We start from the raw sequence: 17,162 nt of genomic DNA, 5'->3' as shown, positions 1-17,162 counted from the left end.
GGACAGCCACTAGTCATGCTAGCTGCACTGCAGCACGGGAGCGATCCCGGGCAATCTTCAGCAACAAGGGTGCGCCGTGAACGCGAAGGGGCCCAGTCCGCAAAAGTCCGAAGTCCGGCCGCCAAAGGCCGAAGTCCGGAGCATCGCCGACCTCGCCCGCATCGCCGGCGTCTCGGTCTCGACGATCTCGCGCGCGCTGACCGGCAAGGGCACCCTCAACGAAAAGACCCGCGAGCGCGTGCGCGCGCTGGCCGACGAGCACGGCTTTCGGCTCAACGTCGCGGCGCAGAACCTGCGGCTCGGCCGCACCGGCGCGATCGGCGTGCTGCTGCCGCTCGGCCACGATCGTGGACAGCACCTGTCCGATCCTTTCTTCAGCGCGATGCTCGGCCATCTCGCCGACGAACTGGCCGAACACGGCTACGACCTGCTGATGTCGCGCGTGCTTCCCGGGCGCGCGAACTGGCTCGACGATTTCGTCCGCTCGGGCCGCACCGACGGCGTTATCGTGATCGGCCAGTCGAACCAGGGCGCGGTGCTCGATGCGGTCGGCCGCCACTACCGCAATCTCGTGGTATGGGGCGCGCACGGCACCGACCTGCCCTACCTTACCGTCGGCACCGACAACGTCGCCGGCGGCGCGCTTGCGGCCGAGCACCTGCTGGCGCGCGGGCGGCGGCGGCTGGCCTTCTTCGGCAACGTCGAGGCGCCCGAATTCGCCGCGCGCGAGCAGGGTTTCCTTGCCGCGCTGCCGCCCGACCTGCGCGCGCAGGTCGAAATCGTGCCGATCCAGCTCACCCCCGAAAGCAGCTTCGCCGCGGCGAGCGCCTACTTCGCCGCGGGCAACCGGCCCGACGGTGTGTTCGCAGCGTCGGACATCATCGGCATGAGCATCGTTTCGGCCGCCGCCGAACAGGGCATCGTCGTGCCCGAGGCGATGTCGGTGGTCGGCTTCGACGACATCCTGCTCGCGCGGATCGCCACCCCTCCGCTCACCACCGTCCGCCAGGACATCGCCGAAGGCGCGCGCCGGCTGGTCGCGCTGCTGCTGCAGCGAATCGCCGGCGCCGACGTCGCCTCGGTGCTGCTCGAACCCCGCCTGGTCGAGCGCGGCTCGAGCTGAGCGGCGCGCCCGCCGCCCCCGACGCCAGGTCCGCCCGCGCAAGACCGCGCCGCGCCCCCCGTCCCGTCCCGCCAGCCCGTCCCGCCGAAAGAGCGCCGCGCTCCGCCAGTGCTCCGCCCCGTTTCTGCCAGCTATATGGGCCGGCTGCCCCGAGGGGCACGATCAAGGTCATTCGCAATCGTTTGCTGATTTGGCCTTGCAATCGTTTGCCGAGAGGTCTAGCGGCGCTGTCTGAGCGGTCCGTCCGACGGCCGCCAATGCCCTGTCCGGGCAGCATGGGAGGTTTGTCATGAAGCGTGTTTTGCTCACTGCGTCCGTTGCCCTGTGCGCGCTCGCCGCGCCGGCTTTTGCCCAATCCGCTCCCGCAGATGAAACGGCGGCGGACGCCAAAGCCGATCCGCTCGGCCTCGACGAAATCGTCGTCACCGCGCAGCCGCGCGCGGTGAACAAGCTCGACAGCTCGGTCTCGGTCTCCTCGCTTGGCGCCGACGCCATCGCGCAGGCCGCGCCCCGCACCACCGCCGAAATCTTCCGCTCGATCCCAGGCATCCGCTCCGAATCGACCGGCGGCGACGGCAATGCCAACATCGCCGTGCGCGGCCTGCCGGTCGCCTCCGGCGGCGCCAAGTTCCTCCAGCTGCAGGAAGACGGCATGCCCGTCATGCAGTTCGGCGACATCGCGTTCGGCAACGCCGACATCTTCCTGCGCGCCGACCAGACCATCGCCTCGATCCAGGCGGTGCGCGGCGGCAGCGCCTCCACCCTCGCCTCGAACGCGCCGGGCGGCGTGATCAACTTCATCTCGAACACCGGCGAAAAGGACGGCGGCGTGGTCATGGCGACCGCCGGCGTCGACTATCGCGACTACCGCCTCGATTTCGATTACGGCGGCCACATCGACGACAAGACCACGTTCAACGTCGGCGGCTTCTGGCGTTCGGGCAATGGCCCGCGCGATGCCGGCTACACCGCCAACCAGGGCTACCAGATCAAGGCGAACCTGACGCGCAAGTTCGATGCGGGCTACGTCCGCCTGTACTTCAAGCACCTCGACGACCGCGCGATCAGCTACCTGCCGATGCCGACGCTGGTCACCGGAACCAACAGCGATCCCAAGTTCGGCTCGATCGACGGCTTCGACATCAAGTCGGACACGATCCAGAGCGCCTACTTCACCAGCGCCTTCGGCCTCGACGGCCAGAACAACCGCCGCACCACCGACCTCAAGGACGGCATGCACCCGCTGGTCAATGCAGTCGGGCTCGAGGCGGTGTTCGACGTGGCCGACGGGCTGAAGCTCGAAGAGCGCTTCCGCTACCAGTCGGTCAAGGGCAACTTCGTCTCGCCCTTCCCGGCCGAGATCGGCTCGGCGCAGGGCATCGCCGACAGCACCGGCAACTACCTTGCCAACGGCAGCTTCTCGGGCGGCGCGACGGGCGCCTACTCGCTCAAGTACGCCACCGGCCCCAATGCCGGTTCGGCCTTCACCGGCGGCGCCAACGGCCTTGCCATGCGCGTCCACCTGTTCAACGTCGACATCAACGATTTCGGCGGGTTCACCAACGACCTCAAGCTGACCAAGACCTTCGGCGATTATTCGCTGACCGCCGGTCTGTACAATGCCCGCCAGTCGATCGACATGGACTGGGTGTGGGACAGCTTCCTGATGGAAGTGAAGGGCCACAACGCCGCGCTGCTCGACGTCGTCGACAACGCCACGGGCCAGGTTCTCTCGTCCAAGGGTCTCTATGCCTATGGCGTCCCCTTCTGGGGCAACTGCTGCACCCGCAGCTACAACGTCGATTACGACATCATCGCGCCCTACGCCGCGTTCAGCGCGCAGGTCGGCCCGGTCAACCTCGACGCCTCGATCCGCTACGACAGCGTCAAGGCGCGCGGCGACTATGCAGGCGCGGTGCAGTCGGTGCTCGACGTCAACCAGAACGGCGTGATCGACCCGGTCGAAAAGAGCGTGTCGGTGATGAACAACGGCGCCGCCTCGCCGGTGAACTACGACGTCCACTACACCTCGTGGTCGATCGGCGCGAACTACCGCGTCAGCAACGACCTCGCCGTCTTCGCCCGCGCCAGCCGCGGCGGCCGCGCCAATGCCGATCGCCTGCTGTTCGGCCTGGTCCAGCCCGACGGTTCGGTCCGCCGCCAGGACGCGATCAACTTCGTCAACCAGTACGAACTGGGCGTGAAGCTGCGCTCGGGTCCGTTCGCGCTGTTCGTCACCGGCTTCCACGCCAAGACGCAGGAACAGAACTACGAGGCGACCAGCCAGCGCTTCTTCAGCCGCGTCTACAAGGCGACCGGCGTCGAGCTCGAAGGCGCCTACCGCCAGGGCGTGTTCGACCTGCGCGCCAGCGCCACCTGGACCGACGCCAAGATCAGCAAGGACGCGATCAGCCCGGCCAACGAAGGCAACCGCCCGCGCCGCCAGGCCAACCTGATCTACCAGTTCACCCCCGCGCTCGACTTCGACGTCGCCCGGGTCGGGTTCAACGTGATCGGCACGACCAAGGCCTATGCCCAGGACAACAACGACCTGGTGTTCCCCGCCTATGCCCAGGTCAACGCCTTCGTGAACGTCCGCCCGGTCGAAAACGTCGAAGTCTCGCTCAACGCCAACAACCTGTTCAACGCGACCGGCTTCACCGAGGCGGAAGAAGGGTCGATCACCAACAACGCGACCAACTACGTCCGCGCCCGCGCGATCAACGGTCGCACGATCTCGGCCTCGGTCAAGTACACCTTCTGAGCCCTGCCCGCAGGCGTCGCCTCCCCCGGGGCGGCGCCTGCCGGTTCTCGCGATCACCGATCATCAGGCAGGAGCCGCCGTGCCCGCACCCTCTCCCTGGCGCGCCCGTCACCTCGATGCCATCCGCGCCGGCGATCCCGCGCCGCTGATCGCCGAGCGCGACATCGTCCGCGTCTCCGACACCACCGACGTGTGGGACGCCTGGCCGGTCCAGCGCCGCGACGGCCATCCCTTCACCCTCGCCGATGGCGCGCAAGTGTGGATGGCGCTCGCCGCACCGCGCTTTCCCGATCCCGACGAGCGCCACGGCCATGCCCGCATCACGCTGTTTCGCCGCGCGGCCGATGGCGCCTGGCGCGAACTTGGCCCGGCGATGCCCGACGGCTTCTCGCCCGGCAGCCGCGAATGGTCGGGCAGCGCCATCGCCGAACCGGACGGCGCGCTGACGCTCTACTTCACCGCCGCCGGGCGCCGCGGCGAGCCTGCGCTCAGCTTCGAGCAGCGGATGTTCCGCGCGCGCGCCACGCTTGGCGCGGACGGTCGCTGCACCGCCTGGCGCGACCTTGCCGAGATCGTGCCGCTCGACCCGGCGCACTACATGCCGACCACCGCGGGCGGCGGGATCGGCACGATCAAGGCCTGGCGCGATCCGTCCTACTTCCGCGACGAATGCGGCCGCCACTGGCTGACCTTCGCGGCCTCGCTCGCCGGATCGCCGAGCGCCTTCAACGGCGTCGTCGGCGCCGCCTGGGCGGCGGCGGAGACTCCCGAGGACTGGCGCCTGGTGCCTCCGATCGTCTCGGCCGACGGGCTCAACAACGAGCTCGAACGGCCCCACCTCGTCGCGCACGGCGGCCGGGTCTACCTGTTCTGGTCGACCCAGGCGCACGTGTTCGATCCTGCGGGGCCGGTCGGCCCGACCGGGCTCTACGGGATGGTCGCGCCCTCGGTCGAAGGCCCGTGGCAGCCGCTCAACGGCAGCGGCCTCGTCTTCGCCAATCCTCCCGAGGCGCCGGCGCAGGCCTATAGCTGGATGGTCCTGCCCGATCTTTCGGTGACGAGTTTCGTCGACAACTGGGGCGGCGGCGATGTACGCCGGTTCGGCGCGACCTTCGCCCCGTTCCTCCATCTCGCGCTGGACGGTGCGAGCGCCGCGCTGAGGCAGGACTGAAGACGATGGCACAGCCCCGTATCGCCGGCGTCGAGCTCGGCGGCACCAAGACGATCCTCGTGCTCGCCGATGGCCGCGACATCGTCGAGCAGGTCGCGCTGCCGACGCAGACGCCCACGGCGACGCTCGCCGAGGCGAACGCGCGCCTTCGCCAATGGCACGAGGACCGCCCGCTCGCCGCGCTCGGCATCGCTTCGTTCGGACCGCTCGACCTTTCGCGCGGCACCATGCTGCCCACCCCCAAGCCGAACTGGAGCGGCGCGCCGATTCTCGCCGGCTTGCGCGACGGCCTCGACTGCCCGGCCGCGATCGACACCGACGTCAACGGCGCGGCGCTCGCCGAGTACCGCTGGGGCGCGGGCGCGGCGCACGGCTTCGCGAACCTGTGCTACATCACCATCGGCACCGGCGTCGGCGGCGGCATCGTCATCGACGGCAAGCCGCTCCACGGGGCGATGCACCCCGAACTCGGCCACATCCGCGTGCGCCGCGCCGCGGGCGACCTCTTCGCCGGCGCCTGCCCGTTCCACGGCGACTGCCTCGAAGGGCTGGTCAGCGGCCCTGCGCTCGCCGCGCGCTTCGGCATGGACGGCGCGCAGATCCCCGACGACCACCCCGGCTGGGCCGAGGTCGCCGCCGAACTTGCCGACGCGATCGCGACGCTGTTCCTCGTCACCTCGGTCGAAGCGGTCTTGATCGGCGGCGGCGTCGGCACCGCGCGGCCGGGCCTGTTGCCCGCGGTGCGCGCGCAGGTCGTCGCCAGCCTCGCCGGCTACCTGCCGTTCATCGACCCCGCCGGCGCGGAACTCCGCATCGCCCCGCCCGCGCTCGGCGACCGCGCGGGCCCGCTCGGCGCGCTGGCGCTCGCGCTCGACGCCCTGGCTTAACCAATCCCGGCTGCGGAGAGCAGCGCGGGGATGCGCTGCTTCATCGAGAAGAAGCCCTTGGTCGCGTGCGGCCAGGCGCGCTCGTCCCAACTGCGGCGGTGCTCGGCCAGCGCCAGCCCTTCGCGGCGCAGCGCGCGGTTGACCTCGGGCACGGCTTCAAGCGCGGGCCCGACGCAGGCAAAGCCCGTGACCACCTGCCGCGCCCCTTCGCCCGCGGCGAAGGCGGCAAGCTCCTCGGCCGAGGCGCAGATTCGCGAGGGGCAGTGCCAGCGCGCCACCGCCCGCGCCATGCCGTCGCCCAGCGCCGCCCTGTCGACCGCGCCCGCCCCGTCCGCGCCCAGCACGGCAACGCCGCGGACGTCCAGGTCGGCGAGCGCGGGTTCGAGCTCGAGCGACAGGTCCTCGCAGGTCAGCCAGACCACGCAAGGGGCCGCCCGATCGACGCGCAGCGGCGAGCGCACCGGCTGCGCTGCGGGCGCGGCAGGCCCGTCCGGGATCCGCGCCTGCGTCGCAAGGCCCCGCGGGGCGAAGCGGCCGCTGGTCATCCGCGCGATGCGTTCGGCATCGGCGAGGTAGGCCTTGCCCCGGGTGTGGAGCCCGGCGACCCAGCGCCACGACAGCGTGTTCGATGCAGGGTCCGCATCGACCAGCCGGTCGTGGAAGAACCGCGCGCCCAGCTGCCAGGGCAGGCCGAGCGTGAACACCCAGATCGAGGCGAACTGCATCCGCGCCCAGTTGTGGAGGTATCCGGTCGCCTCCAGCTCGCCGACCCAGTGGTCGAAGCAGTCGATCCCGGTTTCGCCCCGGCTGGCGCCGAGATGGCGCGCGGCAAAGGCATCGTCGCGCGCCAGCCGCAGGTCCAGCCGGTGGAGATCGCCGCGCCAGTCGGACCAGACTTGCGGACGCGCTTCGAGCCAGCCCTTGAAATAGGTCCGCCAGAACACTTCGGCGACGAACTTCTCGGCGCCTTCGCCATGCGCGGCATGGACCGCGGCGACGACCTCGTGCTCGGACAGAACCCGCCGCCGCAGCGCCGCCGACAGGCGCGAGACCGCGTCGTGGCGGCCGGGCCCGAACACGATGTTGCGCCGCGCGGCATAGGCAGCGCCGGCCTGCGGCAGGAACGCGTGCAGGCGCGCCAGCGCCTCGGCGCGGGTCACGGGGTGCGCGGCGAAGTCGGGCGCGGACGCGGCGCCGGCGAACGAGGGGAGCGAGGCCATGCGCGTGCTGGTGCAACCCCGCGCGCCCGCCCGCAATCCGGCCCGTGGGGCAGGCGCGCGGCCGCCTCAGGCCGCGACCGGCACCTCCTCGGGCGCCAGCGGGGCGCGGCCGCGGATCACGTCGGCGATCTTCTCGGCGATCATGATCGTGGGCGCATTGGTGTTGCCGCCGACCAGCGTGGGCATGACCGAGGCATCGACCACGCGCAGGCCTTCGAGCCCGATGACCTTGCAGTCCTTGTCGACCACCGCCAGCGGATCGCTCGCCACGCCCATCCTGCAGGTGCCGACCGGATGGTAGATCGTCTCGCCGCGCGCGCGCACCCAGGCGTCGATCTCGTCGTCGCGCTGCACCTCGGCGCCGGGCCACAGCTCCTCGCCGCGATAGGGGTCGAGCGCGCTCTGGTTCACCACCTCGCGCGCGATCCGCACGCCTTCGCGCACCGCGCGGCGGTCTTCCTCGGCGGCCATGAAGTTGCACAGGATCGCGGGGTCGGCATAAGGATCGGCCGAGCCGAGCGAGACCGTGCCCCGGCTTTCCGGGCGCAGCTGGCAGACGTGCATGGTGAAGCCGTCGCGCTTGACCGAAACCTTGGCGTGCTCCTGCATGATCGCCAGCACGAAATGCAGCTGCAGGTCGGGCCGGTCGAGGTCGGGCCGCGACTTGAGGAAGGCCCCCGCCTCGAGCCCGTTCTGCCGTCCTGCGCCCTTGCCGGTCAGCAGATACTGCAAGCCCACCTTGAGCATGCGCAGGCCCTTGATCTCGTTGTAGAGCGTGATCGGCTGGGTGCAGGCCCAGTTGAGCGTCACGTCGAGGTGGTCCTGCAGGTTCTGCCCCACGCCCTTGCGCGCATGGACCGTGGCGATGCCGTGCCGCGAAAGCTGTTCGGGATCGCCAATTCCCGAAAGCTGGAGGATCTGCGGCGACTGGAAGGCCCCTGCACAGACCAGCACCTCGCGCGTGGCGATCGCCCGCTGCACCGGCTTGCCCGGACCGAGGCTGTATTCCACCCCCGTCGCCCGGCCGTCCTCGACGATCACCCGGTGCGTGCGCGCGCCGGTCACGATCGTCAGGTTGGCGCGCTGCCCTGCGATCGGGGCGAGGTAGCCGCGCGCCGCGCTCCAGCGCTGGCCGTCGTGGATGGTCAGCTGGTAGCGGCCGAAGCCTTCCTGCTCGAAGCCGTTGAAGTCGTCGGTCACCTTGTGCCCGGCCTGCGCGCCGGCCGCGATCACGCCCTTGTAGAGCGGGTGTTCGGACCGCTCGCCCCAGCTGACCTTCAGCGGCCCGCCCTGCCCATGGTAGGTGTTCGCGCCGTCCTGAAAATCCTCGGCCCTGCGGAAATAGGGCATGACCTCGGCATGGCTCCAGCCTTCCAGGCCCATCTGCCGCCACTGGTCGTAGTCGCGGGCATGGCCGCGCACGTAGAGCATGCCGTTGATCGCGCTCGATCCGCCCAGGCCCTTGCCGCGCGGATGCCACATCCGGCGGTTGTCCATGAACGGTTCGGGCTCGCTCCAGAAGCCCCAGTTGTGCTTGCTCTTCTGCTTGATCAGCGAGCCGACGCCGGCCGGCATGCGCACCAGCACCGACGTGTTCGCGCCGCCCGCCTCGAGCAGCAGCACGCGCGCCTGCGCATCCTCGCTCAGCCGCGCGGCGAGCACCGACCCCGCGCTGCCCGCACCGATCACGATATAGTCGAACGCGCCCTCTGGCATCTTCTCATCCCATTCCAACTCTTGTTGACAGAGGGGTAAGTAAACGGAATTCCGATTGCAAGCCGCACGAGCGGTCATGCAAACCTGACGGAAATTTCACGCAACCGCGTTCTTTCTGCTGCGTTTCCGGCAGATGATTGCAGATAACGCGCCGGCGCTGGTTACCGGGGGAGAGAGTGGCATCGGCCGGGCCTGTGCCCTTGCGCTGGGCAAGGCGGGCCACCCGGTCGTCCTGACCTATTATGCCGATGCGGCGGCCGGCGCGGCCGTCGCCGGCGAAATCGAGGCGGGCGGCGGGCGCGCGCTCGCCTTTCGCTGCGACGTCGGCGACGAACGCCTGGTCGATCTGCTTTTCGCGCAGGCCGAATCGCGCTTCGGGCTGATGCGCCTGCTGGTCAACTCGGCGGGCCTCAACATGAGCGGCACGGCTCTCGAAGACATGGCGCTGGCGCAGTTCGACCGCGTGCTGCGCGCCGATCTCTACGGGCCCTTCCTCACCTGCCGCCGCTTCGTGCGCGGTCTTGCCGGCATCGCCGCCGCACCCGGTCGCACCGCGCGCGGCATCGGCCGCGTGGTCAACATCTCGTCGATCCACGAACGCGCGCCGCGCCCGGGCGGGCTCGATTACGATGCGGCCAAGGGCGGCCTCGCCCAGCTCACCACCACGCTCGCGCTCGAACTCGCGCCGCGCGGCATCGCGGTCAATGCGGTCGCGCCGGGCATGATCCTGACGCCGATGAACCAGTCCGCGCTCGACCACCCGGACGAGCTGAAGGCCAAGGAAGCGGCGATCCCGTGGGGCCGCGCCGGCCGCCCCGAGGAAGTCGCGGACCTTGTGCTGTTCCTGCTGTCGGACCGCGCCGACTACATCACCGGCAGCACCGTCACCATCGACGGCGCGCTTTCGCTCACCGTGGCGCAAGGCGCGTGATGGTGAGCGGGGGCAAGCCCGACCACGCCGTCCGGCTCGACTTCGCGGTCGAGGCGCACCACGTCGTCACGCTCGACGCCGCACGCAGCGACGGTCTGCTCGCCGGCTACGATCTGATGAGCCCCTACGTGTGGCAGCGCGATGGCGCCTACCGCCTGCTCGTGCGCGTGCTGCCCAATCCGCTGAAGGCCGACGATCCCACCGGGATCATCTATGCCGGCGCCTCGCGCGATGGCCTCGCCTTCGCGATGGAGGACCGACCCGCGATCGCGCCGGGCCCGGAGGACGTCGACGCCGCCGGGGTCGAGGACCCGACCGTGGTCCATTCCGGGCAGCAGGTCATGGTGTTCTACACCGGGGTCGAAAAGGGCCGCGGCCAGGGCTCGCTGCTCGTCGCGCAAGGGCCGGACCTGACCGACCTGACCAAGCGCAAGGTGCTGCTCCAGGCGCCCGAAGGCGAAGGCAACATCAAGGAGGCGACGGTCGCCCAAGGGGCGGACGGGAAGTACCGCCTGTTCTACGAATATGCGCGCGAGATCCGCCCCGGCCATGCCGCCTCGCGCATCGGCATGGCCGTGGCCGAGGCCCTCGAGGGTCCGTGGACGGTGGCCGACGATCCGTTCACCGTGCGCGAGGACGCCTGGGACAACTGGCACCTCTCGACCGGCCCCATGCTCGCGCGCCACGGCAGGCCGCCGGTGATGTTCTACAACGGGGCTACCGACGATGCGCGCTGGCGGATCGGCTGGATCGCCTTCGACGAAAACTTCACCCGCGTGGTCGACCGCTGCGTCGAGCCGCTGATCGTGCCGCCGCCGCCGCGCCTGCGCTCGGGCACCGACATCGCCTTTGCCGCCTCGTGCCTCGACGAGGACGAGGGCATCCGCCTCTACTATTCGCTGGAGGACCGCGTGCTGCGCCGGGCGACGCTGGCCTGGCTCGCACCCGCATAAGCGCTCGGATTGTCGACAATCTGTTGACAATCGCCGGGCGAGGATCGAGCCTGCCCGTCATGACGCCCCCCGGCCCCGCTTCCCGATCGAGGATTTCCGCCAGCGACATCGCCAGCGCGATCGTCCGGGCGATCGAATCGGGCGAACGGCAGCCCGGCGAACGCCTCGTCGAGGCCGACCTGTGCCTGCGCTTCGGCACCGGTCGGCAGGCGGTGCGCGAGGCGCTGCAGCAACTGAAGGCCGCCGGCGTGGTCGAGATCGTGCCCAATCGCGGCGCGCACATCCTCGCCATCTCGGCCGAGCAGGCGATCCTCACGCTCGAAGTCACCGAACTGCTGTTCGGCCTCGCCGCGCGCAGCGCCGCCCGGCGCATCGCCGCCGGCGCCGATGCCTCCTCGCTCGAACGCGCGGTGGCGGAACTCGAAGCCTGCCGCGACGAAGGCGATGCCGCCAGTTACATGCACGCGCGCCGCCACCTGTTCGGCGCGCTGGCGCACATCGCCGCCAACCCCGAGCTCACCCGCAGCCTCGACCAGGCGCGGGTCCATGTCATGCGCGGCCAGTTCGGCTTCGCCATGATGCGCCACGAACACGCCGGCGAACTGGCGCAAGTGGGCAAGCTGGTGCTTGCAGGACAGGCCGCCGAAGCCGAAGCCGCCGCGCGCGCCTATGTCGAACGCATCCGCCACCGGCTCGAAACGCCATGAAATCCTGAAGACAGAAGGCAAACGTCGCAAAGACGACAAGCGGGAGAGAATGACCATGCAGTACGATCTCGTGATCCGCGGCGGCCTTGTCGTCGACGGCACCGGCGCCACCCCGTTTCACGCCGACGTGGCAGTGAAGGACGGCCGCATTGCCGAAGTCGGCGCCATCGACGGCCGCGGCGCCGAAGAGATCGACGCCACCGGCAAGATCGTCACGCCCGGCTTCGTCGACGTGCACACCCACTACGACGGGCAGGTGACCTGGGAGAACCACGTGGCGCCCTCGTCGGGCCATGGCGTCACCACCGTGCTGATGGGCAACTGCGGCGTCGGCTTCGCGCCCTGCCGCCCGCACCAGCGCGACATGCTGGTCAAGCTGATGGAGGGGGTCGAGGACATCCCCGAAGTGGTGATGACGCAAGGCCTGCCGTGGAACTGGGAGACCTTCCCCGAATATCTCGACGCGCTCGCCGCGCGCGAGCTCGACATCGACGTCGCCGCGCAGCTGCCCCACTCGGCGCTGCGCGTCTACGTGATGGGCGAGCGCGCGCTGCGCCAGGAGGCGCCGACGACCGAGGACCTCGACCGGATGCGCGCGCTCGTCGCCGAGGCGATCGCCGCCGGCGCCTTTGGCGTCACCACCTCGCGCAACATGATGCACCGGACCAAGGCGGGCGAGCTTGCCCCCAGCCTCCACTCCGAAGTCGACGAGCTCTGCGCGCTGATGGATGGGCTCAACCAGGCCGACGCCGGGGTGTTCCAGCTGATCCCGGCGCCGGCGAGCGACGCCGAGGAGGAGTTCGCGCTGCTGCGCAAGGTCGCCGAACACGGCCGCCGCCCGCTCTCGTTCACCCTGCTCGACGTGCCCAACCAGCCGGGCGCCGGCTGGCGCGCCCAGCTGCGCGCGCTCGAACAGGCGCGCGCCGACGGGCTGGAAATCCGCGGACAGGTCGCCCCGCGCCCGGTCGGCATGTTCTACGGGCTCGACCTCAGCCTGCACCCGTTCAGCGCCCACCCCTCGTACCGCGCGATCGCGCACCTGCCGCTGGCCGAGCGCGTGGCCCGGATGCGCGAGCCCGCATTCCGGGCGCAGCTGCTGTCCGAAGCGGCCGAGGACACCAACCCGGTCACCCTCGCGCTGATCGACGCCTTCCGCGCGACGCACGAATGGGATGGCGACCGGCCCGACTACGAACCGGCGCGCGACAGCCGGATCGAGCAGCGCGCGCGCGACGCGGGCAAGGACTGGCAGGAATTCGCCTACGACCTGCTGCTGAAGAACGAAGGACGGCAGATGTTCTACCTGCCCGCCGCCAACTACAGCGAGGGCAACCTCAAGGCAGTGCGCGAAATGCTCGGCCATCCCGACACGCTGATGGCGCTCGCCGACGGCGGCGCGCACTACGGCCTGATCTGCGACGGCAGCTTCCCGACCTACTTCCTCCAGCGCTGGGTGCGCGACGCCGCGCCCGACGAACGCATCGCGCTCGAGGATGCCGTCGCCGAACTGACCTCACGCGCCGCCGCGGCGGTGCGCATGGACGATCGCGGGCGCATCGCGCCGGGGCTCAAGGCCGATCTCAACGTGATCGACCTCGACCGCCTCGACCTGCACCTGCCGTTCGTCGCCTACGACCTCCCCGCCGGCGGCAAGCGCATGCGCCAGGAAGCCGACGGCTACGTCGCGACGATCGTTGCGGGCACGATCATCGCCCGCAACGGCAAGCCCACCGGCGCGCTCCCCGGCCGCCTCGTCCGCCGCGGCCAGGACCACGCCGCCCTCGCCGCCTGACCCCCACCGCCCAAGCCCCGCCGCCGCCCATCCTCCCCTGCAAGGGGAGGGGGACCACCCGCAGGGTGGTGGAGGGGTACCGCGCAACGCCACTCCCGAAGAGAAGAACGATCCTTCGACAAGCTCAGGATGGACGGGAAAGAGGTCCGCGCTCCGCAGCCTTGAGCCCGTCGAAGGGCCGTCCTCCCTTCAGCGCAACCCCCGAAGCCCCCCGCACCCCGCGCCGCATCCGCAAGGCCAGAGCCGGAAGACGTCCCGGGAGCGCGAGGGGCCCTGCCCCTCGCCCCTCTCCTCCTTTCCTTCTCTGCGCCTCTGCGATCCCTGCGCGAACCCTCCCCAACCCATCTTGACGCGACGAACCATATAGGTTATATGCCACCCCACGGACCGGGAGCGGCATGGCCGGCTTGCTCTTCGCTCCTTCGGGCTGATCTCCACGCGGGGTGAGGCCCGACGCGACCGGCGCGGGTCGGCGCTGCGGGAAGCCGGATCTCTCACCAGATGCGGCGAGCGAGGGCGTAAAGCCCCAAGTCCCGGGCACAAACCCAGCCAGTGCAACGGACGGGCGGATGTGGTGCGGTGGTTCAACCGCGTGGCAGCGCTCCCATGAAGTCCGGTTCCGGTCCGGCCTGGCCCCCTCGCGCGGCCCTGCTTATCCCGGAACTTATCCTTAGGGACTCGCTACGGACCCGATGCGGCACGCGAGCCGTCGCAAGGGTACGAGCCCCCCGTCCGAACAAGGCCGAGCCGCGCGGGATGCAACGCCCCGCCGGCCACTCGCCACAGCGTTCACCGCCCTCCTTCGCGCAGCGCCAGGCAATGGCGCCCGCGCCGGTCGCGCAGGTCCGTATGGTTTCCCCAAGGCGCAAAGGTCCGGGTTCGCCGCCGGATGGTTTCGTGTGTGCGCGAAACCCGCTACTTCACCACCTCGCCGCCCTTCATCACGTGGGCGATGTTTTCCAGCACCGTGATGTCGGCCAGCGGGTCGCCTGCGACCGCGATCATGTCGGCATGGTGCCCGGGCGAGAGCGCGCCGACGTCCTTGTCGCGCCCCAGCAATTGCGCGCTCACCGTGGTGGCCGACTGGATCGCCTGCATCGGCGTCATCCCGTAGCGCACCATGTAGCGGAACTGCCGCGCGTTGAGCCCGTGGGGATAGACCCCGGCATCGGTCCCGAAGCTCAGCTTCACGCCGGCCTTCACCGCCTTGGCGAAGCCCTGGCGCTGCGCCTCGGTCGTGTCGTCGTTCTTGCGCAGCATGTCGGCGGGCCAGTGATCGCGGCGGCCGACTTGCGCGATCCAGTCGCCGTCGTAGATGTCCATGTCGAGCCACACGCCCCTCGCTTTCGCGAGCGCGATGCCTTCGTCGTCGATCAGGCTGGCGTGCTCGATCGCGCGCACGCCGGCCTCGATCGCCGCCTTGATCCCGGCGGCGCCATGGGCGTGCGCGGTCACCCACGATCCGCGCTGGCGGGCGACGTCGACCGCCGCCTTCATGATCCCGGGCGAAAGCTCGAGCTGCCCCGGCTCGGTCCCCTGCGCCAGCACCGCGCCGGTGGCGATCAGCTTGATCGAATCGGCGCCGTTCTGAAACAGGCGGTTGACCACCAGCGTGGTGTCGGCCGCATCGCGCACCACCCCTGCGCGAAGGTCGGCAGGCACGGTGACGTCGGGCGATAAGCCGGTCACCTCGCCCCCGCCGCCGGGGATGGTGACGTAGGCGCCGACCGCGCTCATCCGCGGTCCGGGCACGTCGCCGCGCTCGATCGCGTTGCGCAGCTCGACATCGGCATAGGCGCGGAACGAGCCGACATCGTGGACCGTGGTGAAGCCCGCCAGCAGCGTCCTCCTCGCATTGCGCGCGCCGACATAGGCGATCTCCATCGCGGAGTGCAGCAGCGGCTCGGCGACGTTGTTCGATTGCTCGACGTCCGCCAGGTGGACATGGCAGTCGATCAGCCCGGGCAGCACGGTGAAGGCGGACCAGTCGACCACCTGCGCGCCCTGCGGCACCGCGCCGGCGCCATCGGCGACGATCGCGGCGACGCGCCCGTCCTCGATCCGCAGCACCTGCGCCGCCAGCACCCGCCCGGCCTCGGGATCGACCAGCCTGCCCGCGCGGACATAGAGCGTGTCGGCGAGCGCGGCCGATGGCAGCAGGGCGAGCGAGGCGAGGAGGAGATGGCGCAGCATGGGGCGCGAGACTAGCGCGCCTGCCGCCCCGCGCCAGCGCCTATTCGCGCGATCAGGCAGCGCGGGGGCGGCGGCGCCGGCGGGCGAACATCAGCCCCGCCGCGCCCGCGCCGAACAGCGCGACCATGCCGGGTTCGGGAATCGCCACGCCGCCGCTGCTGGTCGTGCCGCCCGAGGACGAGGTGGTGGTCGACGAAGCGGGCGCCTGCGGCACGACGTACGTGCCGGCATAGGTGCCGATGTGGAACTCGCCGTTCTGGGTCAGGCTGCCGAACACCGCCGAGCCCTGCACGTAGTTGCCGGTATTCGCATTGGCGAGCGGCGCCAGCACCGAGCCGCCCCAGGCGGTGGTCAGCGTCAGGCTGGTCGCGTCCTTGAAGTTCCAGATCACCTTCTCGCCGAGGTTGTTGGTCCCGCCGAGGAAGTTGTCGTTGAGCAGCACCTTGTCGCCCGAGACGTTGACGATCACCGTGTCCGCGCCGTTGGCGCTGAACTGGATCTCGCCGATCTTGTCGAGGTCGGCGGACGAGATGTTGAACACGGCAAGGCCGGAAGCGTCGGGCCTCGCATCGAACGTGCCGCGGTTGCCGCTGATCGAGAAGGTGCTGTTCGCGGCGTTGGTGCCGAGCTGGTAGGACAGCTCCTTCATGCTCGTCGTCATCAGGCTCGCGTCCTGCTTGAGGTTCTGCACGAAGGCGGGGTCGGTCCTGGCGAGGCCGGAGATCACCGTGTTCTGGTTGACGTTGGTATTGCTGATCGTGCCACCGACCTTCACCGTCTGCGGCGCGCCGTTGAGGTTGAAGCCGCTGCTCACGCTGCCGCCGACCACCGCGCCCGATCCGTTGTTGAGGTTCTTGAAGCCGCCGGTGACGTCGCCGACCACGGTCAGGCCCGGACCGGTGAAGGTCGAGGCGGGCAGCGCCTTGATCTGGTAGTTCGACGAAGTGCCGGTGAGGTTGCCGCCCACCCAGGTCCGCCCTTCGACCTCCGACGAGGAATTGAGATCGCCGAGCACGACGAGGTTGTAGACCTTGAGCGCGTCGATCCCCACCGCGGTGCTTTCGGCAAAGGCGGCGCCGGCGGGCGCGGTCAGGGCAAGCACGGCGAGCGAGGCACGAACGAGAGTCTGGCGCAGCGGCATGGGCGGTCTCGAATCCGGGTCGGCGCGCGGAAAATGGCGCCTTTCGCCAGTACCACCGAAACGGACCGGAATTAAGCCGTGCAGCCGCCCCGCAACCATGAACAGAGCACGAATTCGCGCGCGCCCCGGCCCGCGCGGCTACTCGCCGATCAGGTGCGCCACCACCTGCCGGCGGTGGGCGGCGCGGCGATGTTCGACGAGATAGATCCCCTGCCAGGTCCCCAGCGCCATCCGCCCGCCCAGCACCGGGATCGACAGCGTGACGCCGGTCAGCAGTGCTTTGAGGTGCGCGGGCATGTCGTCGGGGCCCTCGTCGTCGTGGGCATAGCCGTCGTTCTCGGGCGCCAGCCGGTCGAGCCAGCGCAGCACGTCGCCGCGCACTTCGCGCGCCGCGTTCTCCTGGATGCACAGCGAGGCCGAGGTGTGCCGGCACAGCAGCGTCAGCAGGCCCTTCATGATCCCCTGCGCATCGATCCATTCGGCGATCAGCGGGGTGATCTCGTGAAGGCCCCGCCCCGGGGTCTCGATGGTGAACGTGGTGGTCGCCTGCTGCATCGTCCCCAT

Annotated in this window: 13 protein-coding genes; 8 read left to right on the top strand and 5 right to left on the bottom strand. The window is 70.2% G+C overall.

Translation table 11 applies throughout. The features are described from left to right. Positions 1 to 76: 76 nt before the first annotated feature. From K3A85_RS04510 to K3A85_RS04495, 4 genes are all read left to right on the top strand, one after another. Positions 77 to 1,123 (top strand): LacI family DNA-binding transcriptional regulator, encoded by a 1,047-nt coding sequence (locus tag K3A85_RS04510; RefSeq protein ID WP_225205293.1) that lies wholly within the window; start codon positions 77 to 79, stop codon positions 1,121 to 1,123. 289 nt (positions 1,124 to 1,412) lie between these two features. Beyond that, complete coding sequence (locus tag K3A85_RS04505; protein ID WP_225205292.1) at positions 1,413 to 3,887, top strand: TonB-dependent receptor; 2,475 nt, start codon at positions 1,413 to 1,415, stop codon at positions 3,885 to 3,887. A 79-nt stretch (positions 3,888 to 3,966) separates the two neighbouring features. Beyond that, positions 3,967 to 5,058 carry a glycoside hydrolase family 68 protein gene (locus K3A85_RS04500; protein ID WP_225205291.1) on the top strand — a complete coding sequence of 364 codons (1,092 nt, stop codon included), beginning with the start codon at positions 3,967 to 3,969 and terminating at the stop codon, positions 5,056 to 5,058. 5 nt (positions 5,059 to 5,063) lie between these two features. Further along, positions 5,064 to 5,945, top strand: coding sequence for an ROK family protein (locus tag K3A85_RS04495; RefSeq protein ID WP_225205290.1), 882 nt, complete (start codon positions 5,064 to 5,066; stop codon positions 5,943 to 5,945). Here the strand turns inward: K3A85_RS04495 and K3A85_RS04490 are convergent. Continuing rightward, positions 5,942 to 7,165 carry an FAD-binding domain-containing protein gene (locus K3A85_RS04490; protein WP_225205289.1) on the bottom strand — a complete coding sequence of 408 codons (1,224 nt, stop codon included), beginning with the start codon at positions 7,163 to 7,165 and terminating at the stop codon, positions 5,942 to 5,944. The two genes, K3A85_RS04495 and K3A85_RS04490, sit on opposite strands and share 4 nt — an antisense overlap. 66 nt (positions 7,166 to 7,231) lie before the next feature. Further along, complete coding sequence (locus K3A85_RS04485; RefSeq protein ID WP_225205288.1) at positions 7,232 to 8,881, bottom strand: choline dehydrogenase; 1,650 nt, start codon at positions 8,879 to 8,881, stop codon at positions 7,232 to 7,234. A gap of 133 nt (positions 8,882 to 9,014) precedes the next feature. On the opposite strand from K3A85_RS04485, the gene K3A85_RS04480 reads away from it, so the two are divergent. The 4 genes from K3A85_RS04480 to K3A85_RS04465 are packed head-to-tail and all read left to right on the top strand — an operon-like array spanning position 9,015 to position 13,264. After that, on the top strand, positions 9,015 to 9,812 hold the full coding sequence (locus tag K3A85_RS04480; protein WP_225205287.1) for an SDR family NAD(P)-dependent oxidoreductase: 798 nt from the start codon (positions 9,015 to 9,017) through the stop codon (positions 9,810 to 9,812). 2 nt (positions 9,813 to 9,814) lie between these two features. Further along, positions 9,815 to 10,765, top strand: coding sequence for a glycoside hydrolase family protein (locus tag K3A85_RS04475; RefSeq protein ID WP_225205286.1), 951 nt, complete (start codon positions 9,815 to 9,817; stop codon positions 10,763 to 10,765). 59 nt (positions 10,766 to 10,824) lie between these two features. After that, on the top strand, positions 10,825 to 11,472 hold the full coding sequence (locus tag K3A85_RS04470) for a GntR family transcriptional regulator (protein ID WP_225205285.1): 648 nt from the start codon (positions 10,825 to 10,827) through the stop codon (positions 11,470 to 11,472). A gap of 55 nt (positions 11,473 to 11,527) precedes the next feature. Then, a complete protein-coding gene (locus K3A85_RS04465; protein WP_225205284.1) occupies positions 11,528 to 13,264 on the top strand; it encodes an N-acyl-D-amino-acid deacylase family protein in 1,737 nt (578 codons plus the stop codon). Positions 13,265 to 14,179: 915 nt separating this feature from the next. On the opposite strand, the gene K3A85_RS04460 is transcribed toward K3A85_RS04465, so the two are convergent. The 3 genes from K3A85_RS04460 to K3A85_RS04450 all read right to left on the bottom strand — a co-directional run bounded on the left by K3A85_RS04460 (position 14,180) and on the right by K3A85_RS04450 (position 17,153). Next, positions 14,180 to 15,457, bottom strand: coding sequence for a Xaa-Pro dipeptidase (locus K3A85_RS04460; protein WP_225205283.1), 1,278 nt, complete (start codon positions 15,455 to 15,457; stop codon positions 14,180 to 14,182). A gap of 52 nt (positions 15,458 to 15,509) precedes the next feature. Beyond that, positions 15,510 to 16,598 carry a choice-of-anchor A family protein gene (locus K3A85_RS04455; protein ID WP_404822888.1) on the bottom strand — a complete coding sequence of 363 codons (1,089 nt, stop codon included), beginning with the start codon at positions 16,596 to 16,598 and terminating at the stop codon, positions 15,510 to 15,512. 138 nt (positions 16,599 to 16,736) lie between these two features. Further along, positions 16,737 to 17,153 carry a secondary thiamine-phosphate synthase enzyme YjbQ gene (locus tag K3A85_RS04450; protein WP_225205282.1) on the bottom strand — a complete coding sequence of 139 codons (417 nt, stop codon included), beginning with the start codon at positions 17,151 to 17,153 and terminating at the stop codon, positions 16,737 to 16,739. Between the last annotated feature and the right edge of the window lie 9 nt (positions 17,154 to 17,162).

Source organism: Novosphingobium huizhouense, assembly GCF_020179475.1.
GTDB lineage: Bacteria > Pseudomonadota > Alphaproteobacteria > Sphingomonadales > Sphingomonadaceae > Novosphingobium > Novosphingobium huizhouense.
The sequence above is the reverse complement of the archived record's forward strand: the minus strand, read 5'-3'. Positions and strand labels throughout refer to the sequence as shown.